General features: G+C 33.4%; 26 protein-coding genes and 6 pseudogenes. 31 read left to right on the top strand and 1 reads right to left on the bottom strand.

The window, feature by feature from the left end; translation table 11 throughout:
• Nucleotides 1–181: 181 nt before the first annotated feature.
• The 6 genes from FS802_RS11870 (at nt 182) to FS802_RS11845 (ending at nt 3,854) form a co-directional block, all read left to right on the top strand.
• Nucleotides 182–571: a GntR family transcriptional regulator gene (locus FS802_RS11870; RefSeq protein ID WP_070168922.1), complete on the top strand. Its 390-nt coding sequence runs from the start codon at nt 182–184 to the stop codon at nt 569–571.
• Nucleotides 559–1,431 (top strand): ABC transporter ATP-binding protein, encoded by an 873-nt coding sequence (locus tag FS802_RS11865; protein WP_070168921.1) that lies wholly within the window; start codon nt 559–561, stop codon nt 1,429–1,431. The genes FS802_RS11870 and FS802_RS11865 overlap by 13 nt, the downstream gene beginning before the upstream one ends.
• Complete coding sequence (locus tag FS802_RS11860; RefSeq protein ID WP_070168920.1) at nt 1,419–2,036, top strand: ABC-2 transporter permease; 618 nt, start codon at nt 1,419–1,421, stop codon at nt 2,034–2,036. The genes FS802_RS11865 and FS802_RS11860 overlap by 13 nt, the downstream gene beginning before the upstream one ends.
• A 29-nt stretch (nt 2,037–2,065) precedes the next feature.
• Entirely contained in the window at nt 2,066–2,359 is a 294-nt protein-coding gene (locus FS802_RS11855; protein WP_000202083.1) for a YfzA family protein, read from the top strand.
• Nucleotides 2,360–2,720: 361 nt separating this feature from the next.
• Nucleotides 2,721–3,188 (top strand): NUDIX hydrolase, encoded by a 468-nt coding sequence (locus FS802_RS11850; RefSeq protein ID WP_000366258.1) that lies wholly within the window; start codon nt 2,721–2,723, stop codon nt 3,186–3,188.
• Entirely contained in the window at nt 3,189–3,854 is a 666-nt protein-coding gene (locus FS802_RS11845) for an alpha/beta hydrolase (protein ID WP_097860244.1), read from the top strand.
• A gap of 48 nt (nt 3,855–3,902) precedes the next feature.
• On the opposite strand, the gene FS802_RS11840 is transcribed toward FS802_RS11845, so the two are convergent.
• Nucleotides 3,903–5,846: an elongation factor G gene (locus FS802_RS11840; RefSeq protein ID WP_000207825.1), complete on the bottom strand. Its 1,944-nt coding sequence runs from the start codon at nt 5,844–5,846 to the stop codon at nt 3,903–3,905.
• A gap of 264 nt (nt 5,847–6,110) precedes the next feature.
• On the opposite strand from FS802_RS11840, the gene FS802_RS11830 reads away from it, so the two are divergent.
• The 25 genes and pseudogenes from FS802_RS11830 to FS802_RS11705 all read left to right on the top strand — a co-directional run bounded on the left by FS802_RS11830 (nt 6,111) and on the right by FS802_RS11705 (nt 24,999).
• Entirely contained in the window at nt 6,111–6,539 is a 429-nt protein-coding gene (locus tag FS802_RS11830; RefSeq protein ID WP_000204180.1) for a MarR family winged helix-turn-helix transcriptional regulator, read from the top strand.
• Nucleotides 6,540–6,557: 18 nt separating this feature from the next.
• Complete coding sequence (locus tag FS802_RS11825) at nt 6,558–7,196, top strand: nitroreductase family protein (RefSeq protein WP_000185397.1); 639 nt, start codon at nt 6,558–6,560, stop codon at nt 7,194–7,196.
• A 44-nt stretch (nt 7,197–7,240) separates the two neighbouring features.
• On the top strand, nt 7,241–7,534 hold the full coding sequence (locus FS802_RS11820; protein ID WP_060487228.1) for a putative quinol monooxygenase: 294 nt from the start codon (nt 7,241–7,243) through the stop codon (nt 7,532–7,534).
• A gap of 197 nt (nt 7,535–7,731) precedes the next feature.
• Nucleotides 7,732–8,007 (top strand): TIGR04197 family type VII secretion effector, encoded by a 276-nt coding sequence (locus FS802_RS11815; protein ID WP_144525039.1) that lies wholly within the window; start codon nt 7,732–7,734, stop codon nt 8,005–8,007.
• A 40-nt stretch (nt 8,008–8,047) separates the two neighbouring features.
• Nucleotides 8,048–8,410, top strand: a complete 363-nt coding sequence (locus FS802_RS11810; RefSeq protein ID WP_044584584.1) for a DUF3958 family protein — start codon at nt 8,048–8,050, stop codon at nt 8,408–8,410.
• Complete coding sequence (locus FS802_RS11805) at nt 8,407–9,978, top strand: DNA/RNA non-specific endonuclease (protein WP_000056099.1); 1,572 nt, start codon at nt 8,407–8,409, stop codon at nt 9,976–9,978. Before FS802_RS11810 ends, FS802_RS11805 begins: the two co-directional genes overlap by 4 nt.
• A 12-nt stretch (nt 9,979–9,990) precedes the next feature.
• Nucleotides 9,991–10,524 carry an SMI1/KNR4 family protein gene (locus FS802_RS11800; protein WP_000359353.1) on the top strand — a complete coding sequence of 178 codons (534 nt, stop codon included), beginning with the start codon at nt 9,991–9,993 and terminating at the stop codon, nt 10,522–10,524.
• A 226-nt stretch (nt 10,525–10,750) separates the two neighbouring features.
• A pseudogene (locus tag FS802_RS31510) lies at nt 10,751–11,045 on the top strand (cytoplasmic protein); the annotation flags it as partial.
• A gap of 423 nt (nt 11,046–11,468) precedes the next feature.
• Nucleotides 11,469–11,720: a hypothetical protein gene (locus tag FS802_RS11790; protein WP_000268086.1), complete on the top strand. Its 252-nt coding sequence runs from the start codon at nt 11,469–11,471 to the stop codon at nt 11,718–11,720.
• A gap of 474 nt (nt 11,721–12,194) precedes the next feature.
• Nucleotides 12,195–12,905, top strand: coding sequence for a recombinase family protein (locus FS802_RS11785; protein WP_001103512.1), 711 nt, complete (start codon nt 12,195–12,197; stop codon nt 12,903–12,905).
• Between the two features lie 157 nt (nt 12,906–13,062).
• A pseudogene (locus tag FS802_RS11780) lies at nt 13,063–13,215 on the top strand (IS110 family RNA-guided transposase); the annotation flags it as partial.
• 112 nt (nt 13,216–13,327) lie between these two features.
• On the top strand, nt 13,328–13,672 hold the full coding sequence (locus FS802_RS11775) for a hypothetical protein (RefSeq protein WP_000691896.1): 345 nt from the start codon (nt 13,328–13,330) through the stop codon (nt 13,670–13,672).
• 565 nt (nt 13,673–14,237) lie between these two features.
• Nucleotides 14,238–14,834: pseudogene (locus tag FS802_RS11770) on the top strand (hypothetical protein); the annotation flags it as partial.
• 12 nt (nt 14,835–14,846) lie between these two features.
• Entirely contained in the window at nt 14,847–15,374 is a 528-nt protein-coding gene (locus FS802_RS11765; RefSeq protein ID WP_001278749.1) for a hypothetical protein, read from the top strand.
• Between the two features lie 254 nt (nt 15,375–15,628).
• Nucleotides 15,629–16,017: pseudogene (locus FS802_RS11760) on the top strand (hypothetical protein).
• A 237-nt stretch (nt 16,018–16,254) separates the two neighbouring features.
• Nucleotides 16,255–16,701 carry a hypothetical protein gene (locus FS802_RS11755; RefSeq protein ID WP_000361832.1) on the top strand — a complete coding sequence of 149 codons (447 nt, stop codon included), beginning with the start codon at nt 16,255–16,257 and terminating at the stop codon, nt 16,699–16,701.
• Complete coding sequence (locus tag FS802_RS11750) at nt 16,701–17,159, top strand: hypothetical protein (protein WP_000409333.1); 459 nt, start codon at nt 16,701–16,703, stop codon at nt 17,157–17,159. Before FS802_RS11755 ends, FS802_RS11750 begins: the two co-directional genes overlap by 1 nt.
• Nucleotides 17,160–17,511: 352 nt before the next feature.
• A pseudogene (locus tag FS802_RS31505) lies at nt 17,512–18,840 on the top strand (hypothetical protein); the annotation flags it as partial.
• Between the two features lie 27 nt (nt 18,841–18,867).
• Entirely contained in the window at nt 18,868–20,115 is a 1,248-nt protein-coding gene (locus FS802_RS11735) for a PoNi-like cognate immunity protein (RefSeq protein WP_001204638.1), read from the top strand.
• A gap of 132 nt (nt 20,116–20,247) precedes the next feature.
• Nucleotides 20,248–21,090, top strand: coding sequence for a hypothetical protein (locus tag FS802_RS11730; RefSeq protein WP_001234187.1), 843 nt, complete (start codon nt 20,248–20,250; stop codon nt 21,088–21,090).
• Nucleotides 21,087–21,401 (top strand): annotated as a pseudogene (locus FS802_RS11725) (immunity protein Imm33 domain-containing protein); the annotation flags it as partial. The gene FS802_RS11730 and the pseudogene FS802_RS11725, both read left to right, overlap by 4 nt.
• Nucleotides 21,402–21,540: 139 nt before the next feature.
• Complete coding sequence (locus FS802_RS11720; protein WP_000708803.1) at nt 21,541–22,005, top strand: hypothetical protein; 465 nt, start codon at nt 21,541–21,543, stop codon at nt 22,003–22,005.
• A gap of 211 nt (nt 22,006–22,216) precedes the next feature.
• Nucleotides 22,217–23,149, top strand: coding sequence for an AAA family ATPase (locus tag FS802_RS11715; protein ID WP_070168918.1), 933 nt, complete (start codon nt 22,217–22,219; stop codon nt 23,147–23,149).
• On the top strand, nt 23,146–24,255 hold the full coding sequence (locus FS802_RS11710) for a DUF58 domain-containing protein (protein ID WP_001075925.1): 1,110 nt from the start codon (nt 23,146–23,148) through the stop codon (nt 24,253–24,255). Before FS802_RS11715 ends, FS802_RS11710 begins: the two co-directional genes overlap by 4 nt.
• Before the next feature lie 15 nt (nt 24,256–24,270).
• A complete protein-coding gene (locus tag FS802_RS11705; protein ID WP_001284440.1) occupies nt 24,271–24,999 on the top strand; it encodes a hypothetical protein in 729 nt (242 codons plus the stop codon).
• The last annotated feature ends 170 nt before the right edge of the window (nt 25,000–25,169 follow it).

Here is a 25,169-nt window from a genome sequence, read left to right as displayed (position 1 = left end):
ACCTCCACCTCAAAATCGAGCAAATACGAGGAAGACCCGTATAAATAAGTTGTATGAATTACATTTATTATTAGATTGTGTTTATGGCTATATTTTGGGAATTTTCTGTTGATTTACAATGTGCGATAGTATATATTGTATATAAAGTATATATACAATATTTTTAAAAAGAGGTATTTGCATGCAAATCATTATTACGAACACTTCAAAGGAACCCATTTACGAACAAATTGGACTCCAAATAAAAAAACTTATTTTACTAGGTGATTTAAAGCAAGGAGATGCTCTTCCTTCAATGCGTCAGTTAGCAAAAGATTTAAGAGTAAGTATTATTACAACGAAAAGAGCATATGAAGAACTGGAAAAAGATGGTTTTATTAATTCGATTGTCGGAAGAGGGTCCTTTGTAGCAGAACAAAACATTGAAACTATGAAAGAAGAAAAATTAAAAACAGTTGAAGAAAAGTTATGTGAAGCGATTCAAAATGCTAAGCAAATGGATGTTTCTTTAAATGAGCTAAAAGAAATGCTTACAATTTTATACGAGGAGGAAAACTCTTGGAAAACGTAATAGAACTTCAAAATGTCAGTAAATCTTTTAAAGGGTTTCAAATAAACAATTTTTCGATGGAAGTAAAAAAAGGATTTGTTACGGGTTTTATTGGAGGAAATGGATCAGGTAAATCTACAACGATTAAAATGATTATGAATCTAATAAACCCGGATAGTGGAAACGTCTCCTTATTTGGCATGAACTATTCGACTGATGCGAAACGAATTAAAGAAAGAATTGGCTTCGTTTATGACGATAATGTGTTTTATGAAGAACTCACATTAAAGGAAATTACTAAAATTATTGCGCCTGCTTATAAAAAATGGGATTTTAACCAATTTACATATTATAAAGATCTGTTCGAATTACCATTAAATAAAAAAATGAAAACATTCTCCAAAGGAATGAAAATGAAAGCCTCTCTCGCAATTGCCCTTTCACATCATGCTGAACTAATTATTATGGATGAACCTACATCTGGACTTGATCCTGTATTCAGAAGAGAATTATTGGATGTTCTACAAAATATTATGCAGGATGGAGAGAAAACTATCTTTTTCTCATCACATATTACAACGGATTTAGACCGCATTGCCGATTATATTACATTTATTCAAAATGGAAAGCATATTTTCACAAAAGATATTTATGCCATTGCAGAGGATTATGTTTTAGTCAAAGGACCACTAGATTTGTTAAAGTTTGATACTGAGCGTGAATTTATTTCTGTACGTAAGGCAAATACAGGTTTCGAGGGATTGATTGAAAATGCACATTCTATCGAAAACTTATTTGATAAGGATGTGGTGATTGAAAAACCAAGTTTAGAGGATATTATGTATTTCATGAAAAAGGGGGATTCAAGATGCTTAACTTAATTAAAAAGGATTTGATTTTACAAAAAACTTTCTTGCCTGCTTATCTCTTATTTCTAGTTACCTACTTGTGGGCCGGCATGGATGTAGCATATGTCATAATCATTTGTAGTGCCGTTTTTGTAATTAACACATATCAATCTGATGATAAAGATAATGCTAATATTTTAGTAAACTCATTACCGTATACTAGGAAGGAAATTATAAGTTCAAAATACGTTGGAACCTTACTTTTTACAATAGTAATCATCCCATTTTGTTTAGTTGGAAAATATTTTATTTTAGACAGCATGGAATTTCAACTTTCCTTAGAAAGTTACATACTAGGCTTCTTGGCAGTCATGCTGATAACAGCATTTTACATCCCATTTTTTGTTGCATTTAAAGTGAAAACACTTGTACCAGTTTTTATATTTTTATCTATTGGAGTTATATATTTAATGCGAAATACTCCATATTTATTAAATAAATATGCTAATGGCGTACTGACCTTTTTAAAAGAGATTTCAGATTTGAAATTATTTCTTTTATTTGCTGTCATAGCAGTGGGGTTCTATGGGGTTTCATGGATATTATCTATTCGTATCTATCAGAACAAGGCTCTTTAATAGCAAGTTCTAAAAGGAGGGTGGTTTAAATGACATCAAAAAAAGAGCGTCCTAGTCGAATACGAAATTGGCTGAAAACTATTGGAGCATTTTTCGTTATGCAACTAATTTTTATCATCCTTGATATGAATTCGTGGATACCGAACTTCAAGGAAGGAGGAGTTGGGGATCGTCTCGTTAATTCAGAGTTCTTTACGGAATGGTTCGCTCCTTATAAAACAAAGCAATTTAATGTACTAACGGCAGTTATGGCTATTTTATTATTCCTAAATGTATTAACAAGTGCAATAAAAGACGCTTTTTCTAGAAAAAGAATTAATTAGCACATAAGTTGACCTTGCGTCTTTTTTAATAATGTCTTAACAATATTTAAAAACAACAGGGGAAAGATAAAAACTCCATTTATTGAAGTTTTACTTTATCTTTTATAATGATTCCTTAAAAATTATTTGATTTTTCAGTTTTGTATATTGATAGAGATGCATTCGTCCCCCATAATGCTTCCAAAGTGTGCGCAGTAATTGTGACATATGTATTTATACTTGTGATGACAAATGATGTGTATCGTTTTTGGAAAGTTCGAAAATTATTGAACGAACTAGAGAAATTTAGTAATCTTATTTGTACAGCACATACATAATAGTTTTATAGCGATTTTTAAATAAAGTATAGGGGGCAATCGGTGTGGATCTAACATTTAAAGTTGAAGAAACATGTTTTAACTACCGCGTCGGAGCAATTTGTAAATATGATAATAAAATACTCATTCTGCAAGGTGACGGTGAAGATTTTTGGTACGTACCAGGCGGAAGAGTGAAAATGTTAGAAAATAGTGAAGATGCGTTAAAACGAGAACTTGCTGAAGAGTTAGCGGTTCCTATTGAGGTAAAGAGATTAATATGGTCGGTAGAAAATTTCTTTACACTTTCTGAGAGGAAATTTCATGAAATTAGTTTTTATTATGAAGTAGAGCTTCATGAGTTACCTGCAAATGGGGCAGAGGAATATATTTTGGAAGAAGAAGGTAGAACATATTTCTTTAAGTGGGTACCTGTAGAAGAGTTAGATACATATAACTTGCAGCCAGCGTTTATAAAAGAGAAAGTAAAGGATGTATTAGTTCATACAGAGCATATCGTTTTACAAAAGTAAATGTATGCGGAGGAGAAAAGGGTGAAGGGGACTAAAAAAGAGGTACATATAAATGACAAAGTAATTCGTTACACACATATCGAAAAAGGCTCTAATACGGTTTGCTTTATGTTTTCAGGTTCAGGATACAATTATGATAAGCCGTTATTTTATTACGCGACAATGTTAATGCTTGAACATAAAATAGATGTTGTACATATTCATTATTCTTATGATGGACAATTAATGAATAAACCAATGGAAGAAGTAACGAAAGTAATGATGGATGATATTAATCCTGTAATAAATGAAGTATTAAAAGATGAGCAATACAACTATATTATGTTTTTAGGGAAATCACTCGGAACAATTCCGATTGCAAATGATTTAATGAAGAGAGAAGAGTTTTTACAGTCAAAAATGATACTACTTACACCTTTACTAACGTTTAGTTCCATTTTTGATTCGATTTTACATAGTCGTCACGAAGGGCTATTAGTAATTGGAGATAAAGATCACCAATATAATGCAGATCAAATCGATCGGTTACATAAAACGAATTTACAGATTGAAGTTGTCAAAAATGCAAATCATTCTGTAAATGTTGGGGAATATGAAACAGAGAATTCAATTGAAGCGATAGCAACAATAATAGAAAAACTTAAAGAAGTTGTTAGGACAAACTAACCTATCAATACATGCAAAAAGAGGTGCAATTTGCACCTCTTTTTTTACTTAATAAGCCCTAAGTACATGAAGCAAATAATCCTTACGATTCAGTGGATTATAATCAACACGCTTTCGAGTAGGGAAGGGGGCCTTCAGTTCTTTGTAACCAGATGACTTCGTTGTAAAAATGCCTTCTCCTTCAGTGAATGAATGAAGCATTCGCTTAAAATTATCTGTTTTCGCAACAGGTAATGAACCTGTTAAATGGTAGGAGTCATTATTGAATATAGGCTCGCTAAAAGTTGCTGGAATAGCAGCAAGCTTATACATTGCGGTACTAATTGCACGTTCTGGTACAGTTAATTCAAATGCGTTTACTGGTTCATATACACATGTTTCAGCTTGCTTTAAAGCATCCATTAAAACGAGTGGTGTTAAATTTCTAAAGTCACTCGCTGTTGTAACAGGGCTTGCATAACCAGTATGTGTTAACGTGACGATAATGTCCGTAACTTCCCATCCGTACAAACCTTGTTTTAACGTTTGAAATACTGTATCTTCAATCGCTTTATGAAATGCTAAAGGTAGTGAGCCGAGCTCAACACCTAATTTATATGTTATGCCAGAATTAAGTTCACCACGTTCGATTTTAAAGCCAATTGTTGCGTAAAATGGATTCGCTTTTTCGCCCATTACTTCAACGCTATTCCCTACACCAATTGGTTTCTCAATACATACAACTCGCGTATTTGAGAAAGTAACCTGCAAATTATATTTCTCAAAAAGTGTTGTTTCAATTACTTCTTTTTGTACTTCACCGAAAAGGCGAATATATAATTTATTATGAATATCATCTTTCCACACTTTAATGAGCGGATCTTCTTCACATAGTTCCATAAGAGCAGCGTATAAATCATGAATTTGCTCTTTTGGTAATGCTTCAATAGCAGCTTCCATTTGTGGTTCGGCAAAGTGAATGTCTTTTATATAATTCGTCCGTTCACCGATAATATCACCAATTTTAATATCATTCAGTCCCCACACTTTGCAAAATTCTCCGCTAGGAACGATAGAAGATTGAACAACATTCCCGTTATGAAATAGGCATGTTTTCTTAATCTTTTCTTTATGCCCCAGAACGTCCCCGCGCTGTATATCAACATATTTTCTTACGTGTAAACGACCAGAAAAAACTCTTACATAAGCAATCTTTTCTCCAGAAGGTTCACGTTCAATTTTAAACACAACACCGGATAATGTTTCGTTTTCTGCCGACTTATTAGCTGGAAATAAGGTTGAAGTATTTTCGAGCAGTTCAGTTACACCTATACCTGTCATGGCTGAACCGAAAAAGATTGGGTACACATTTGCTTGCTGTATTTGTTTTTCGAGTTCTTCTCTTAATAATACGTCCGGTACGATTTCATCATTTACATATGACGCAAGTAACGATTCATTATATGGTGCTAACAGTTCCATACAATCGTCATATGATTTGTATGGAATAATCCGGGCTTCTTTCGTTCCTTCGTTTTGGGCAGAGTAGAAAGGGAATGCTTCATTTGAAAGAATCTCTTTTATTTGTTTCATAACTTTTTCAGTATTTGCGCCATTACGATCAATTTTATTTACGAATAATATTGTTGGTATGTTTAGTTTCTGCAATGTCCGCATTAAAATTTTTGTTTGTGCTTGCACACCTTCAACGGCAGAAATAACTAAAATTGCACCGTCTAAAACGCGGAATGATCGCTCTACTTCAGCGATAAAATCAGCGTGTCCAGGTGTATCAATGACATTTACTTTTACATCATCAATAAAGAAAGATACAACAGATGCTTTAATCGTAATTCCGCGTTGTCTCTCTAATTCCATTGAGTCAGTTTGCGTACTTCCACTATCAACTCTGCCAATTTCTTTAATTACATTCGTTTCATAAAGAATACGCTCAGTCAAACTCGTCTTGCCAGCGTCTACGTGCGCGACAATCCCTATATTTATTGTTGTCATTTGTGAATATCCTCATTTCATTTTCCATTTTTAATTCCTCATTTCTATTTGTGTATTGCCGCATTACAATCACTCTCCAGTCATTTAAATTAGTACTATTATAGTGCAATTAACATTATTTGTAACGCGACAAAGCGCCTTAATTTGGAAAAAATAAAATGAAAACAAAATGCTTGCATTCTAAATCGATATAGATTATATTAATTGACATATCAACTATTGATACATCAAACGTTTTTGAATTGGATGTAAAGGAGGGGTAATTTGACAAGTTCATGCTCAAAAGAAGCGATTATTTTATATAAATTACACTTTCTAAATAAAGAAGTAAGTTCGAAGTTTGAAGGGTGTACGGGTATGAGCCAGTCTCGATTAGAGCTTATACTTCAGTTATATGAAGTAGGTGAAATTAGTCAAAAAGCACTTCAGCAAGAAGTGAATATTGATAATGCGGCGATTACGAGGCATTTAAAACAGTTGGAAGCAAACGGAATGATTGTAAGACGAAAAAATCCAGACGATAACAGAATTACGTTAGTTTCTCTAACTGAAGAGGGACGAAATAAAATTCAAGCGTTTCAAGAGGAAAAAGAACGTTTTGCAGCATCTGCATTTAAAGGATTAAGTGAAGAAGAACGCGACAATCTTTTAAATATGTTAAACCACATTCAAGAAAATATAAAAGAATTATAAAAAAGGGAGAATACAACTATGACTAACTCAGTAAAAACAAATGATTTTAACGAAATTTTAACAGGACGCCGTTCAATTCGTAAATACGATTCTTCAGTGAAAATTAGCAAAGAAGAAATGACAGAAATTCTTACAGAAGCAACACTTGCGCCATCATCTGTGAACATGCAACCATGGAGATTTTTAGTGATTGAAAGTGACGAAGCAAAAGCAACACTTGCACCACTTGCGAAATTTAATCAATCTCAAGTAGAAACGTCTTCAGCAATGATCGCTATATTTGGTGATTTAAACAACTTTGATAACGCAGAAGAAATTTACGGTACAGCAGTAGAGCGCGGTTTAATGCCAGCAGAAGTAAAAGAAGATCAAATGAAGAAACTTTCAGGTTACTTCTCAATGGTTACACCAGAAGTAATGAAAGATACAGTACTAATTGACGGTGGTCTTGTAGCGATGCAATTTATGCTAGCAGCTCGTGCTCACGGTTATGACACTTGTCCAATTGGCGGATTTGAAAAAGACCAAATCGCAGAAGCATTCGGATTAGATAAAGAACGTCACGTACCAGTTATGTTAATTTCAATCGGAAAAGCTGCTGACAGTGGTTACCAATCAGTACGTCTTCCAGTTGAAAAAGTTGCTGAGTGGAAGTAATTTTATAAATACAGAAATAAGTGAGATATGAGAGGGGAAACACCATGATTATTATTCACGCAATATTTCAAGTAGATCCAGCAAAACAACAATCATTTTTAGAAGAAATTCGTCCGCTCATTCATAATTCAAGAGAAGAAAGTGGAAATGTATCTTATGACTTATATAAAGATACAGAAAAAGAAAATGTATATACAATGGTAGAAGTATGGAAAGATGAAGAGGCAGTTGCGGGTCATAATACGAGTGAACACTTCACATCTTTCGTTAGTAAAGCAGCACAGTATTTAACTGCTCCATTAGATATAAAAGCTTATAATGGAGAATTAGTGAAATAATAAGGTAGAAAAGATGACTTTAGCGTATAGCTGAGGCCATCTTTTTTGTATAAGTAGAACCTACTTTTGACACAATTATGTTGAAATTATGTTCAGTAATAGTGGTGAATTGTATGTTAAATTCGAACATTTCGTTTATTAGAATATTTTTCCATGGTATAATTTTCTTGAAAATATAAGGTAGAGGGGAGTAAGTGATGGGAGAATTTCAAAGTAATTTGCATAGGGCAACGCAACTTGCAACGAAAATGAGAAATGCTTCAGATCGAATGCAAAGTGCTACTAGTCGCTCTATAAATAAGGCAACGCGTACGACACTATCTGTGAACTCTAAAGCACAAGAAGCAAATCAACAAAATTTACAGATCACGACACAATTTTGCGCTGCTTTTCAACAAACGATTGATAATATCCATTCCGTAGCAAATGAATTTGAGAAAATGGATACCGGACTTCAAAAGACTTTTCGATAATGTAACAGCCTACGTAAAGGGGAAAAGGTAGGGAGAAAAGATGAGTCAAGAAATTGAAACGAGAATCAGTCAATGTAATCAAAAATTACGAATTATATTTGAAGAACAAAATGAAAACCGAATTGCGCTGCAAAATCAAGAACGAGCTGAGGCTAGTTTTCATGAATGGAAAAATAGAAATAATCGTTTATTTAACCGAATACTAGAAACTTGGTATGGTGACAAAGAAGCATTTCACCTTTTTACGAATATGCGGCAAGAGATCGGGCAGTATGAAAGAAAACTTACATTCGAATTAGAAAACGAAAAAGAGACGTTGCTTAAAGAAAAACGGCATCTCAGCGAGAAAGAAAACGACCTTTCCTATGAACAGCAGCAACTACAAAGGGAGGCCAATACATGAGTTTAAACATGTATTTGGGAGAAGTTCAAAGTCAAACGCAAAGTATGAACGCTATATGTAATGCTACGATTCAAAGTATGGAACAAGCCATTCAATCTATTGATGCATTTGCGATAGACACAGTATTACAAGGACAAACATACAGTAGTGCAAAAGCCTACCTTGTCCAAACATTTCGGCCATTAGCGCAAGGAATCATATGCTTATGTGAAGAATTAATTCGCCAAAACGAAGCATTTCCAAATGATTTTCAAGCAAAAGTTGCTTCAACAGATGTTATCGAACATGAAATAAGACAACAAATACAGGAAATCAATCAATCAATTGCAAGTATAGAAGCAATCGAAGTACTTACACCAATGCCTGGAGTAGACGCAATTATTGCAGTCTTAATTGCAATGAGAAAAAAACTAGAAGAAAAACTAGAGCGTCTATATGAATTCAATCATTCGTCCAGCAACAACTACAGCACCGCTCTCCAATTAGCAGCTAGCATCACAGCCGGACTCGCTGAAGTGCAAAGCGGGAAAGGATTTAGTCCTGTGAGTGGGACGTTTCATAGTGAAAAGTTAAATATGGAATGGGCAAAGCAAATTCAAATAATTATAGAAGAGAAAATACGGAAATCTGACAATGGTATTGGAAAAAGTGTAGACTTAGAGCACAATGTGTATAACGACATTGAAGGAATAAGTAGCGAAAGTAAATCTATCAACAATAGATTTACAAAAGAAGAGATAGAAGCGACACAAAAATACCTTGAAGGAATTAAAAATGGTACAATAAAAGGGAATATAGGTGAGGATTTCCAAGTTGAAACCGATGATTATGAAATGGAGCATAACATTTTTGGCCAGCCAGTCGGTGGTAAAAGACCAGTACTCGATCCTTTTTTAATCGGTGTGGCGAAGTTTGGGTTCGATTTTCTATTTGGTGATCTTTTCACACTCTTTGACCCAGAAGCTACCTATGGTGAAAAACTCCTAGCAGTTGGGATGATGACTCCATATGGGAAAGGTGTAAAAATAGTTGATAAACTTCATGATTTAAAAAAGGTTGGAGATGTGAAGAAAGCAACGTCTGGGAGTGCGGGGGTTGCTAAGGGTACGGGTGATCTAGGAATATCTAAAATAACTCAAGATTCGCCTAAAAATGTTATTTTTGGTGAATTGGATAACCTGGGTCGACCAACTGGAGTAACAGCTACAATTACACAGGACATGATTGGTACTGGTAGTAAAGCTAGCCAATCAATTAAACCTCCTGGTTTCTTAGGTGGTGGACCAGGGAGTCCAGGTCATGCCCGAGGGCATTTATTAGGTAACCAGTTAGGTGGATCTGGAAAAGATGCTCGAAATTTAGTCACGCTTTATCAGACACCTGTAAACTCACCTGTTATGAGAGATTTTGAGAGTTCTGTCCGAGCAGCTGTTGAAAAAGGTGAAGTTGTAAGATATCAATCAATTCCGATCTATGGGGGCAATAATTTAATGCCTAAAGGTGTTACGTTAAAAGCAAGGGGAACAAATGATTTTTCTTTAGATGTTACAATAATAAATAAAAAATAGGAGTCGATTTATTTGGATAAATTAATTAAAATACTCCCTCCTCCAAAATTTCCACAAAAAACTGGGGATAAAGAACAATGGGGGGAATTTTTCGGTATTCTTGGTACGGGTCTGCCTACAGACTATGTAAAATTTATTGAAACTTATGGTACAGGTGGTATTGACAATTTCTTGTGGATATTAACTCCTTTTGTAAACGATGAAAATGTAAATTATCTTGGTAGGCAGAAGGAAATGATGAATTCATATATACAATCTAAGAAAAGTTTTCCACAATATTATAAACATAATGTTTACCCTTCAAGTGGGGGGATACTTCCATGGGCATACACTGATAATGGTGACGAATTGTACTGGTTAACAGATGGAAAACCTGACGAGTGGAAAATTGTGGTATATGAATCGAGATCACCAGAGAATTATACTTACTCACTTACGATGGTAGAATTTTTATATCAAATAATAACGAAAGAATTAATATGCAATGCATTTCCTGATGATTTTCCAAGTGATGAAACTACATTTGTTTCAGTAAATGTTGAGTAGTTATTTAACCTTGATTGGCTATGTGCCTTTCAAGGTTTTTTAGTAAACTAAAAGGTTTTATTCTTTGAGAAATTTCACGTGTGAATCAAAAAATTATGATAGTAAATTGATATTCAAATATAGCGACAAACCTTACAGGAAAATAGTTATCTGTTAAAAGAAATCACAATTCATAAGTGTTGATTTCTTTTTATGGATTTGAATAACAAATATTATATCTCTCCTTGGATCAAGGCAAATAGCTACCACAATATTAGGCGATAAGGCACTAAATAAAAATAGGCCATATCGCAAAAGGAGCAAAAGCATCAAGTGGAGTAAGTACAATTGCTAATGCAGTAACACTAGCAAAAGAATTGAAGCCAATGCTTGAAATGTTACAATCATTTAAGAGGGATGCGTCCTATGCATTCTCTAGTGTTGGTGGAACTATTGTAACCAAAATACCTCAAGGTGAATTGATAGAAGCTTATTATAAGTTTGCGAAGTCAAAAGATGGTGCTAAGGGTACGGGTAATTCTATACAATATGCTGAAACTGGTGGAAGAAATATATCCCCAGAGCAGTTTTTTAAGGAAGAAGCTATTACAGAAGAAATGTATGAAAAATTTAGAAATCTAGGAACAGAAGATGTGAATGCAATTGCTAAAAATACAGGCTTTTCTGTTGCTAGAATACAAAGGATTAAAGATCATGTTTTTAATAACTCTCATATAAAGGATCATGGAGTTGGGAGATTTGATCCGGACTACGAACTAACTCAAGCATGGCAAAGATTGATAGATGGGAAACAAGTAGATTCTGATATACAATTATTACATCACGAAATTTTCGAGTCAAAATTTGAGGGTATATTCCAGACTAATTATAGAACAGCTCATGACAAAACTATAGAATCTGGAAGACCATGGAATTGGGAGAAAAACTATGAGGAGTGAAGATTCATGGCAGTTTTTGTTTTAATGTTGAAGGAATTTGAGGATGAAGAGAGGGTGGTTTATCAATATGGACCGAATGAAGATTTAATGGGACGAATTGAATATGATAAAATAAATGGAGTTATCAACCAACTATCGCAAATTGATTCACAAGAGTTCGTTGATGAATTCTTCTTTAAGAGAGCAGGAAGACGACTTTCAAGAATGATTATTAAAGAAAATCAAAATTTTGTTGATCGAACAACTATTGAATCTTAATTGCCTGCTCATGATTTTATAAATTTTTTATTAGATATAGGTATTTAAGAGATATAGCACAATATAAGGACCTTGATTGGCTAAATGCCTCTCAAGGTTTTTTACTTTAATTTATATTAAAACAGTTGATAATTGAGTGAGACAATAAGAAAATGTTTTGCTTGAGAATCGAGAGCTCATGATGGTAGTACCATCATGGAGTTTGGTTTTAATACTCGGATAGAGTGATAAGTACGATAAATAGGCGAGATGACATTTTACAAGGCAGGGGTAGTTATTATATGGAGTGGGTAAAAAACTAACGAGATTGACAAAGCTCGTGGCGATAAACAATGGATAACGTGAAAGTGTTTGCTTGTGCTACCTTGGCTTAAAGTTTTGGGTTGTATTTTTACAAGAGAAGGTCGTATAATACTCGCTATTCGTTAAAAAGCGTTACGAAAATTACAATTTATGTAACGGGAGGGTGAAAAGTTGAACGTTGTTGGGTATATACGAGTCTCAACTCAAGGGCAGGCAAGAGATGGATATAGCTTGAAATATCAAGAAGAGGAAATTAAAGCATATTGTAAGGAACAAGGCTTAAACTTGATACATATTTTTAAAGATGAAGGAATTAGTGGCGCAAAACTAAATGAAGAAGCATTCGAAATAGACAGGGTGGGCTTACAGGAGATGTTGGCTCACCTTTCGTCTGTCCAAATTGATTATGTGGTGGTGCTGAACACAAGCCGATTATGGCGGTCAGATATTGTGAAGGTACTGATACAACGAGAGCTGAAGAAATATAGCTGTGACATTAAAAGCATTGAACAGCCATTTTACAGCATTCACAAAAAAGACCCAAACGATTTTTTGGTCAATGGCTTAATGGAGTTATTAGACCAATACCAACGGCTTGAAATAGCGCTGAAGCTAACGAAAGGAAGAAATAAAAAGGCAAAAGAAGGTGGATATGCAGGGGGAAGGGTAACATTTGGCTATATGAAACAAAAAGGTGAAAAGGAACTAAAGATACATAACAATCATGCAGAAGCATTGAATAAAGAAGGCTATCAAACAACCCAAGGGAAAGCATTTACGAAAGTGCAAGTGAAACGCATTTTAGACCGAGAAAGTTTTTATCAAGGGATATATACATACGGACAAATACAGGCAAATGGAAAACATGAAGCAATAATTTAAAAGGTTACTTAAAAAAGGGACACATTTTCTTATATATCCCTATGTAAAGGTGAAAATGGATAGGCTTTCGTACCAATGCGCATCGGATGGTGAACGCTCGAACTAAGGTTGCCGGCATTTTCATTCAATAATTGACAGCTGAATAGGAGGATGAACCATGCATGAAAAACAGAAACACATTTATGTGGGTGTAGACTTACATAAACATCAGCATGTGGCAGTGATTATTAATTGTTGGCAGGAGAAGCTTGATGAAATAAAGGTTGAAAATAAACCGTCCGCTTTCTCAACATTTTTACTAGATATTGATAAAAATGGTTAGTATCTGAAGAAAAAGCTGTAGAACAACTAAAAAGGTTATTTAAGAAAATGGATATTGATATAGAAGTGAAGTATTATCCAGAATAGAAAGGGGTAGCACTATGAAAATAATAAGTGAATTAGAATTGAAGAAAATGATTGAACTAGAAAAAGATAACTTAGTCGTTAGAAAGGATATTAGTGATGAAAAATTAAAGAGATTTTTAAGTTATTATGAGTTCTTTACTAATAATGTAATAGATTTAGTGGAAAAAGAAGATAAAAATACCATATTGTACAGTAAATATTATTGGTATACAAAATATAAGAAAAGATATTTTGAAGTTTATGGATATGATGCTGGTATTGAACAAGAAGGGTTTAAGTTGTTAGAAGAACTTGAAAATGAGTTGGAAGATGGTATTGATTGGGTAATAATACAGGACATTGAAGAGAGAGGAAAATAAAACTAACTGTTTGTCTTTATATATGAGAACGACTAAGCTTGTGATGCTAAAATTAAATGTGCATAAGCACATATACAGAAACGAATACTGAAGTATATTTGCATTTAACTTAAAAATAATAAGGTATTTGAAAATACGTACTTCATGAAGGGAATACCATCATAGAGTATTATGTGCAATAATAGAATAGAAAACGAAGTACGAGCTTAGGCGAGATGACATTTTACTGGGTGATGAATATAAACACATGGAATGGACAAAAAACTAGCGAACTCGTACAAACTCGTAAGTTTTAACGTAGTAGTTGTCATGATATACAAAAGGTGTCATACTGTTACTACAAAACTTACAAATTTATGCTACTTAAAAACATATGAACTTAAAGCACTTTGTTGTCTATTTGAGGCAATAAAGTGCTTTTTTAATTGAAAGGTATGCTATAAATTTATAGAAATTATTTTTATGAATTAAAGCTAACAGTATATGCACATAGGCTTCAATTGCAGTTATATAGTATGCTTTTCAATGTCAAAAAACATTAGAAAAAGCAGGACAATATTATTAAATAGCCGGTTCCATTGTAGAAATGTTTGAAGCTATTTCGCTCATAGGCGGATCGAATTTCTTAACTATTGTGGCAGAAGTAGGAACTGGTGGGTTAGCATCACCAATTGTTATTCCATTAGATATAGCAGCAACAGCTGCTGGGGCTAGTCTTTTTGCACATGGTGGATTTGTATGGGATAAATCGATTCAAAATACTAAGGATACTATTCAAAAAATCCAGTCTTCTGGTGGGGGTAAGGGTACAGGTGTTGATGGTCAGGGAGCCAGTGTAGCAGGGAACATTGGAAAAAATGATAAACTAGCAAGTCAAGGGCATGTTGATGCTGGCGTTTCAGGTGCTCCAAAAGTTGATGCAGGAAAACAGGGTAAACATGTTCCTGGTCATGGGAATAATGTCTCAACCAAATCGCAGTGGGGAGCAGGGAAAAATGGAGTAGTAGAGACACAAGAAGCATGGGTGAAAGGAACACCAGTAAAGCCAGACGGAAGTGTTAGAGTGCATGATTTTGGAAAGCCAATAGGTCCAAATGGAGAAACGAGGGTAAAGGTTCATATGGATGGTAAAGGAAATATACATGGGTACCCTGTACAATAAAGGAGAATAATTATGAGTGATGAGATACTAAAAGTTGTTAATAAATTATATAAACAAGGTGATTTCCAATATGTTTTGGGGAAATTTGTTGATAAACATTTTTGGGATGGAGAAATTAATAAAATATCAAATATAAACGTTGATAATATTACTGATTTTAGTTATTCAACATGTTTTTCTTACATTCTTCAACCACTAGATGTGAAATTTCGTTTTGGTAGTGTAGAATTCAGTGAGTACGTTCGGAAGCAATCAGAAATTAATTGTGTAATGCTAATGATTTCGGCAATCGCGCCATATGCAGTGGTTAAATATTTAAGATATAGATATACTAATGGTACAATCGAGCTAGTTGAAGAGTCCTCGCCATACAATGATGAATCTAAGAAAATAGGAAGTAGTATTTTAAAATTATTAGATAGTAACGGAATAAAGAATCTTGATAAAGAAACGTTAAGTATTGAAGTGGAGGATGTTTCGTTAGAGTTAAAGGAAACAGGTGTTACTATATATAATTGTCTATTTGAAGATGAGTATTAAAAAAGAGGCATTAATAATTGTGCAGAACTTAAAGGGATACAAATAATAGAGGTAGATTAGTAGTTATTAAGAAGTGATTACAGTTCGAAAATGTAGCCTCATTGAAAAGAGAGGCCCTCGTTAGTAAACGGTTATAACTTACCCTATGGGGTGAATTTTCCCTGTGGGGTGTGCTTGTGGGAGTTTAAGAGGGTGGAGGTAAGGGAGCCAGCGTTGCCGAGGATATTAAGATACAATATTTATAGGAGGATAAAATGAATAGTAATTATGAATTTATTGAAGATAAAGAGAAAAATGATGAATTGATGTCAATATATTTTAACTTTATAAACGGTAAGTACTTGGAAAGAGCTTTGAGTTTTTTGTAAAAAAGGAGGGGTTTGGACAAGAAATAGTATTCGTTCATTTTCAATCTGATTTAGATGAATTTGATATGTCACAGCTACCTACACCTTTAGATGATAAACATGTGTTAGTTGAATTAGATTCTCCAGCTGTTGAGTCTGAACAACAATTGTATTTGGACTTTGAAACTTTTTGTAATTATTTGGAAGAACATGTGAAAAAGGAAGTGGAAAAAAATCCAGAAAGAAATGGATTAATAGACTTATTAGTGCAAGTTAAGCGTAGCTTAAATTTGTAATAGCTTATAGCTATTTTGCTAAATTCTGAGGGCAGAAAAGAACTTTTTCAAAAATATGTTTTCATTAGTATTGTAGTATATTTCAATAAGGCAGATTGTCTGGTATTGAATTAGTAAAGAGGAAGTTATAGATGAAGAAGAGTCAACAAAAGAGACCTCATATTTGAGGTCTCTTTTGTTGAGTGTATTGAAAAAATCCCCAATTAAACATTAGCATGAGATAACAACTATAAGGGTATGGATAAAACACTATCTAAAAAGAAATCAATACCCGATTTTGTGAAAAAACAATGGGAAGCAGGGAATAGATTTAATAAGGAAAAGCGCTCTCGATATCCTTATAATGAAGTAGAGTTAGAGAAAAAGGAAATCAATAGGAAGAAATATGTTGTGGATTCTTATATTCCGGGTGAAGAAATTGTCTCGAGGAAATTTATCCAATTGGCTGAAGTAAAAGAAAAGACGGCATTAAGTTATTTAAGTGAGTTTACTAAAAAGTATTCTTCCGGTTCAGAAATTTCTTCAGGTAAATTTAATCCTAATGCTTTAAAAGGTGGTCGACTAGATGGAGAATTAATTTTGGAAGTCCCTGTACAAACAAAACCAGTTCCACAAAAAATTATTGAAGAGGCGAATGAGAAAGGGATTATTATTCGTGATATTAATGGGAAGGTGTATAATTAATGGAAATTTATTATTGTGATAAGTGGTCTAATATAAAGAAGAAGCCTTGGAATATTATTGATGAGAATGCAGCCAAGATACTTCATGGAAATCGACATTCTTATACTGCTGTTCTCAATGATGGAGAGCAGCCAAAGTATTTAGTAAATGTCACTGATAAATGGGTATCGGTAAGTTTTTTGGATGATTTTCTTCGTAAATATTTACACTACGATTTTATTGTTAAAGAAGATAATAGAATATTCCTAAGGACAATAATGTATTGGGAATATGACGGGGATACACAGTTAAAAAATATGATTTTGGGGTATCAAGAAAATGGTCATATTGCTATGGAGCAAAAAGATTCTAAAACTGGAGAAGTAGAAGAGCGAGAGACAAAAGATGATGTATCTAGAAATTGGGATACATTCCCTGAGTTTGGCCAATACTTATATTTGTGCAAAGAAGAGAGGTAATTCTTTTGAATATAAGAACAATAACTAGGCGAGATAGCTATTAGTGGGCTAAGAATATAAATAAATGGAATAAACATGAAACTAATGAATTCGTAAGTTTTAAAGATATTGTAAAGTTAATTGAAAATTCCCTGAAATAATCCTACTTAATAAGCAGATAAACTTAAAGCACTTGATTGCCAACTAAAAGCAACAAGTGCTTTTTGTTTCGGAATTACAATATTTGGTACGGTGAATTATATATCCCAAAATACAAAAACAAAATTTTCAAATGCTGAAGTGCTTCCACAATTCTCTTTCATGATATAAAGAAGTTTTCAACGACTGGATTATCGTAGCAGTTTACTCTACGAGACATGCCAATCAATCGATCGCTAGTATAGAAGCAGTAGAAGTACTTACACCAATGCCCGGAGTAGGTGCAATTGTAACGGTATTAGGTGCAATGAGAAAAAAACTAGAAGAAAAACTAGAGCATTTATATGAATTCAATCATTCATCCAGCAACAACTACAGCACCGCCCTCCAATTAGCGGCTAGCATCACAGCCGGACTCGCTGAAGTGCAAAGCGGGAAAGGATTTAGTCCTGTGAGTGGGACGTTTAGTACACAAGGGTTGAATATGGATTGGGTGAGTTCAATTCAGGGGATTATAGAAGAACAAGCTTGTCAAACCGAGATGAAACAAATTACTTTGCAAAAACAACAATTTAACTTACAAGAGCAGGAAGACAATAGATCATGGCATGAAAAAACAGCCATTTATGCGCAAACATTTTTGCATGGAGTTATCGAATTTTTTCAAGGTGCTGGTGATGCAGCACTAGAAAACTTTTTTGGACTACAACCACATGAGAATGATAAATTAGAAAGTAAGACAACTTACCAAGCTGGAAGGTTGGCTGGAAATGTTATATCAATAGCCGGGTCCATTGTAGAAATGTTTGAAGGTATCTCGCTCATAGGCGGATCTAATTTCTTAACTATCGTGGCAGAAGTAGGAACTGGTGGGTTAGCATCACCAATTGTTATTCCATTAGATATAGCAGCAACAGCTACTGGGGCAAGTCTTTTTGTACATGGTGGATTTGTTTGGAATAAATCGATTCAAAATACTAAGGATACTATTCAAAAAATCCAGTCTTCTGGTGGAGGTGCGGCTAACGGTAAACATAGCAGTAACAAAAACACAACTGTAGATAATTTTGATGCAAAAACAGCTACCAATAAGCAAAAAGGGAATTATGGTGAAATAAAATCTAGTGACAATTTATTGAATAATCAAAGTTTAAAAGAAGCTGGATTTGATTTAAAGCCAGTCGGAAAAAGTACACCATCAGGCATAAATGATAAAATAGTAAAAGGGATTGATGGATTATACGAAAATGCAAATGCAGAATCAAAGATCAAATACGTTATAGATGAGGCTAAGTTTGGTAGTTCACAATTGGGGAAAACTAAAGATGGACGACAAATGTCAAATGATTGGTTGAAAGGTTCTGAAACTGGAAAAAGTAGAATATTAAAAGCTGTTGAGGGAGATGAAGTATTAGCTGAACAGATTACGAAAGCCTTGAAAAGAGGTAAAGTTGAAAGAGTATTATCAAAAGTTGATAGTAGTGGAAAGGTTAAAACATTTAAGATAGATGCAAAGGGTAACATCGTTGGAGAGTGGCCATAATCTAGAAGCGAGGAGGAATTAAAAAGAATGAGAGATCATTTATGTATAGAAGAAAAATGTAAAAGGGGAATAGAATATCATAAAGAGTTTATCGAAGAAAATAGAGAAGAGATTAAAAGTTTAGAAGAAGATGAAAAAAATGGTATTCAAAGATATCCTAATGATAACAAAAGTATTGTATTAGAAAATTATTTGTCGAATTTTATACATGAGATGAACGACATTAGGGCAATGTATTCTTTAGGAGAAGACATTAGTAAAATGGAAGTATATTTTTATAATGCGATAGATGATTTAGAGCATACAGGGACTAGCAAAGTGGGTTATATATATATGCTTTGGATAATTTCTTTAGGAATTTTGTTAGAGACGGATAAAAAGAATATAGAAAGATTAAAAAAGATAGTTGATAAAAAAAATGTGAATGATGCAGTAATCGATTTCCTCTTATGCGCTAGTGATATCGGATACACAAAAATGACGAATGTTTATTTTAAAGAAAATCCATATGCAAAAACGAGAGAGATTATAGAACTTGCACAAACAGATAAAAAAGAAGCGTCTAAAAGATTGCAAACGTACATGGAGAAAGAATGGTTTAGAGGCCATTATGATTATGAATGGAAAAATGCGCATAAAGAACCTGGATATGTAGGATATTGGAGTTTTGAAACAGCGGCGCTTGCGAAAATTTTGGAACTTGATGATACAAGTTTAAAAGGTAATAACCATTATCCATATGATTTGGCACATTATAAAAATGAAATGAAATTTAAGCATATAGACCTAAGTGAATATCACTATGAAGATGAGACAGAAGAAATCGAGGATATAGTAGAAGGAATTGAACATAATCCTACATTGGAAAATATTATTCCTCCAAGATGGCATTCATTGGTCAATGAATTAATACATGATTATGAGAATATGGATGATAGTAGTTTTTATGAAAAATACAAAAAAACGATAGGAATAGGTCAAGTGTGGTTCTTACCACAAGAGTATGAAGAAGAAAATGAGCAAAAAAATCTATTAGGAAGTTTAATTGTGTTTGCTCTGACGGTAAGAGATTATATATTACAATTGGACTATAAAGAAGATTTAGAGGACTACATTGATAATCTTAAAAATTTCTGGAATGGATCAGAAACAAAGTTAATTCAATTTATTTTAGAGAATGATCAAAATTATTATGCATGGGTACCAAAAGAAGCAAACATCCCAAATATGTATGAAGTGAAGATTAAGAGTGTCGATGTAGAGGAAGTTCTATAACGAACAAATTGAAATGGTTGTCATCATATGTAATGTTAGAATACATTTTACTAGTTAATTGAAAAAAATGCATGCGTTGGAGAAAAAAGAGCGTATAGTTACTAAAAAGTAAAGGGAAAGAAGGCTGTTGAATTGAGATTGGCAGATTTTATTAAACTAGATAAAAATGAAGTAATTCACTTTGATATTAAAAACCTTTCACCATCATTTGAAGTGCAAAAAGAATTACATCCTGTAAAAAAATTTATTTTGTACAAAAAAGATTATCAAGAAAGAATTTTAAACAGAGTAAAAGAAAAATTTGACTGTGATAGATGTGATCTTGTTTTAGAGATATATTCTAAAATATATGTAAATAAAAACTTGAACAATGTAGATTTAGATACTATGAATTCTTTTTATCAAACGTACCGGCTTTTATTGCTATCAAGTGATAAGTCATTTTGGGAAAATGATTTTAATACATTCTGTAATAATCGTGGTGTAAAGCCTAAATCAATTAAAAAAAATGCCTTAAAGCTGTTAAGGTATGAATGGTTATTGTCTGAAAAAGTGTTTAATCATTATGAAAATATTAATAATCATCCCGATGTTATGCGTTTTGCTACAGTGACACATACAATAGGAAATATGACATTATTGCCTAAAGGATTTAACGTTGGGCGTGCTATTGCAACTAGAGATTATTGGGATTTAACATTAATGTCACTACAAAGTTTTTTAGGCCGTTCTTTCGATACTTTCGTAACAGATTATTATATGCAAGACTTTATTGATGATAAATTAGAGTTATGGAAGGGACATTGTTTTGAATACCCATTGCCAAATTCATTTAATAAAGTAAAGGCTCGCAAACTATCGGAAATTCAAAAAAATCAAATTGTTCAAAGCAGAATTTTTGAATTTATGGTAAATGCAAATAATAAAATCGAGAAACGTTCTGAACGATTATATAAAGCGTTACTAGTTAAATAGAGAGACAATTAATAAAATTTAACGATAAGATTGTGATAGCGAAAAATGTGTTGCAACAAGAAGAGGTGTTTTTACAAAGATCTATTGGTTGTGATGAAGGTGATTCAGGTTGGTATATAGGTCCTAACAATGAAGAAGTATCAGGAGAATTGGAAATCATATATGCCCATGAATTATTAAAAATGAAACCTGAAATTATTTAAGTGCTAGCCTTACCGTATAATTATTTAGTAGTATTTGAGAAGGACGAAATGAAAGTGATTTTAAATGAATGTGATGTTGATATTTGGGGTGACATAGATAAGAAATGAAGTGAATATCAATTGAGACTATTAACGATCATGGTAAGTCTATAAGTGTTGACTTACAGTATTTGTTTTATAGAATATGATGAAAAAAATAGAAAAGAGGTATATTTTTAAGAGGTTTATAAGGTAGGGACTATTAACTATGAAAATTTATTATTGTGACGAGTGGTCAGATATTAGAAAGAAACCTTGGAATATGATTGATGAGTGTAAAGCATATTTGTGTCATCAAAATAACGAACCATATACGGCCTTGTTAATTGAAGGTGAAAGGATTAAGTATGTTATTAATATTACAAAAGATTGGGTTTCAGTTGGGTTTTATGATGAATTAGTTCGTAAGTATTTAAATTATGATTTTGAAGTTATAAATGATAATAGAATTTTCTTAAGAACAGCTATGTATTGGGAATATAATGATACGAATGAAAAAGAAAAAACTAGCATGATTTTCAATTTCCACGAAAATGGTTATACAGTAATGGAAAAGGTGGATGTGAATAGAGGGTTAGTTGAGGAACGAGAGAATTATGATGATCCTGAAAATAAATGGGATGTGTTTCCTGATTTTGGTCATTATATTCATTTGTGCAGAGAGGAAAGATAATGTATTTATATAAGGTGTCAAATGCCCAATATGAAAATCACGTGAGTTAAGCACTTCATTGTCAACAGAGGACAATAGGTGCTTTTTTTACGTGAAGTAAAGTAAAAATATAAGTTTGCTTGTTGCTCTGTTTCAACTTTGTGCTATATGTTATAATTTGGAAAGTATATATTCTTAATTTTTAGAAAATTTAAAGGTGGTAGGTTAATATATGAGTACATTAAAGAAAATTACTAACAATATTTCGAAGGTTATTATAGGTAAGGATGAAGCGATTGAACTTGCAGCTATAGCTCTTATAGCAAGAGGGCACATTTTATTAGAGGATGTACCTGGGACGGGGAAAACAACATTAGCGAAAAGTTTGGCTAAAAGTGTAGACGCTAAATTTCAAAGAATTCAATTCACAGCGGATACTTTGCCGGGCGATGTTATTGGTCTTGAATATTTTGATGTGAAGGAATCGGAATTTAAAACGAGGTTAGGTCCTATTTTTGCAAATATAGTAGTAGTGGATGAAATTAATCGTGCTGTACCGAGAACGCAATCTTCGTTATTGGAAGTGATGGAAGAACGTACTGTTACGATTGCGAAACAGACACATTCATTACCAGAACCTTTTTTAGTAATTGCAACGCAAAATCCTCTTGAATCGGCCGGTACATTTCCTTTACCTGATGCTCAACTAGACCGTTTTTTACTAACTATACGTCAAGGCTATCCTACGAGGGAAGCAGAAAAGGAGATGATGAATCGTTTTCAAATGAATGATCCGTTAGAAACGTTACATTCAATTATTTCAACTGAAGAAATTATTACAGTGCAAAAACGAGCAAGAGAAGTGTTAGTAGGGAATGATGTGCAAGATTATCTACTTGAAATTATTGAGGCAACGCGTAAACATGAGTTAATTGAAATTGGTGTAAGTCCGCGGGGGACGTTGGCATTTATGAGAGCGATTCAAGCACGAGCAATATTAAATGAAAGAGACTATTGTACGCCAGATGATATAAAGACGCTCGCAGCATCTGTTTGCGCTCATCGTTTAACGTTAACGATTGAGGGGGAGATGAAAACAACGAGAGAACAAATCATGAAAGAAATTCTTCATACGATTAATGTGCCAGTGGAGAATGTACAATGAATCAACAACTTGTGTATACACCTTTAGCGGAGCCTTTCGTAATGGGAGTTATGTCAGTTGTAGCCGTTATTTTATGTGTATTTTCAAGTAATCTATTGTTTTTATCTCTCGTATTTTTGTATGTAATTTTAATAGGTGCGATGCATGTATACATACGTAAAGTATCTCTTGTTGAATGGGAATACAGTCAAGGGAATTCAAACGTTTTTATAGGTGAAGCGAATGTGTGCAAAATGAAAATTTCAAACAAGTCGTTATTCCCTATTTTCAATATCGTATTTCGATTTAAATGTGAAAATAAGTTAACTTGGAATCATGATGAAATAAACAAAAATACGAATACAGGTTCAAATTATTATATGAATTTACATTTAAAAGGAAGAGAGTCAGTTTCATTTGATTTACAAGCTGTAGCTGTAAAAAGAGGACTTGCGAAATGGGAAGAAGTAGAAATTGTCATTACTGATCCCTTTGGATTCATAACGAACCATATAACATATAAACAAGTTGAAACGCCGTCCTATTTAGTTTTACCAGCTGTTCCGAAAATGCAAGTACCTGAATTACAAGAATGGTCACGAGGATTTCGAAAAGCGATGTCATCACCCTTATATGACGAAACGAAAGTAATGGGAGTGAAGTCGTATGAAAATGAAGATTTTCGTTCTATCCACTGGAGTGCGACAGCGAAAACAGGGACGATAACCGCGAAAAAGTACGAGCGAACACAATCAGATAAATATGCGATATATCTCAACTTGCAAAATAAAAGCGGTATTTCTTTGCGAAATGATACAGAGGAACTAATTGAATTAACAGCAGGCATATGTAAACAACTGCTTATGCAAAACTGTTCATTTGAAGTTTGGATCAATAGCGTAAAAGACAATGGATTGTTGCATATAAAGAACGGTCATAACCGGAAACATTTGCAAAATGTATTAAAAGTACTTGCCTCAATATCGGACCAAGATACTCCTGTATCTTCCACTTATTTTTACACAGCAGGTTTTCGTCGAAAAGAATTGGATGCAGTTCCTTTAATTCTGGGTACTTCTCCAAGGAAATACACCAGAACGAATAAATGGGTTGTAATTAAAGAATAAGAAGGGGTTTATGTCATGGCTAATAAAGAGCGACATATGAAGGTGAAGATTTGGAGTATTAGAGTTTTCATGATACTTTTCTTTACGGTTAGTGCGATAACGTTATCACAAGGTGTTGTGCATCTACAAGACATAGTAAAAGGGCTTTTTTCTAGTAAGACGGAGACAATATCGGAAAGAAATTATGATTTTACTAGTTTAGACGAACAGTTTGATGAACCTGAAAGAATTATAGATGAAGAAACAGGAGTTGTAGATACAAGAACAAAAATAGATAGGAAAATTCCACTTTTTGTACGAAAAAATTCATGGACTGATGTGTTTTCTGTTCTTTCAAATGCATGGATTAGTGTCGTTTTTTATGTAATTATTGCAGTTGTCATTCTATTTGCTTTTTATAAATTAATGAGGAGAAAGGTAACGAAATTAGAAATAGAACAGGATAAACAATCGATAACAAAAGAAAATATGGATAGAACCGAAAAGAACAAGAAAGTGAAGCATCAGTTAGAACAGCCGTTACTTAAAGATAAGATAAGGCAAACTTTAGTGGAATGGGAAAGAACATTACCGTTTCATGAACAGAGAAGGTCATATGAAACGATGCAACAATGGTTAAGCAGAATTTGTAGAACGCGAGATATTATTCCGATATATGAGTCTGTCCGATATGGAGAAAAGACGTATACGGAGTTAGATGTAGAGAAGACTGTTCGATGGATAGAGCGAGACGGGAAGGCGTGACATTAATATAAGTAAATGAAATTAACTTTAAATTAATTTCATTTACTTATATTTAATTACATGGTAATGTATACTTACTTTTTTATATCTCTACCAATGGAAAAAGGTAGCCTTTGTAGAGTATTGCTCGTTGAATTTTTTTTGAGGTTATCTTCACTTCATCAATATAG

It is taken from the genome of Bacillus sp. DE0042 (assembly GCF_007680225.1).
GTDB lineage: Bacteria > Bacillota > Bacilli > Bacillales > Bacillaceae_G > Bacillus_A > Bacillus_A wiedmannii.
Note: the sequence above shows the minus strand (reverse complement) of the source record. Positions and strands in the feature narration are given on the sequence as shown.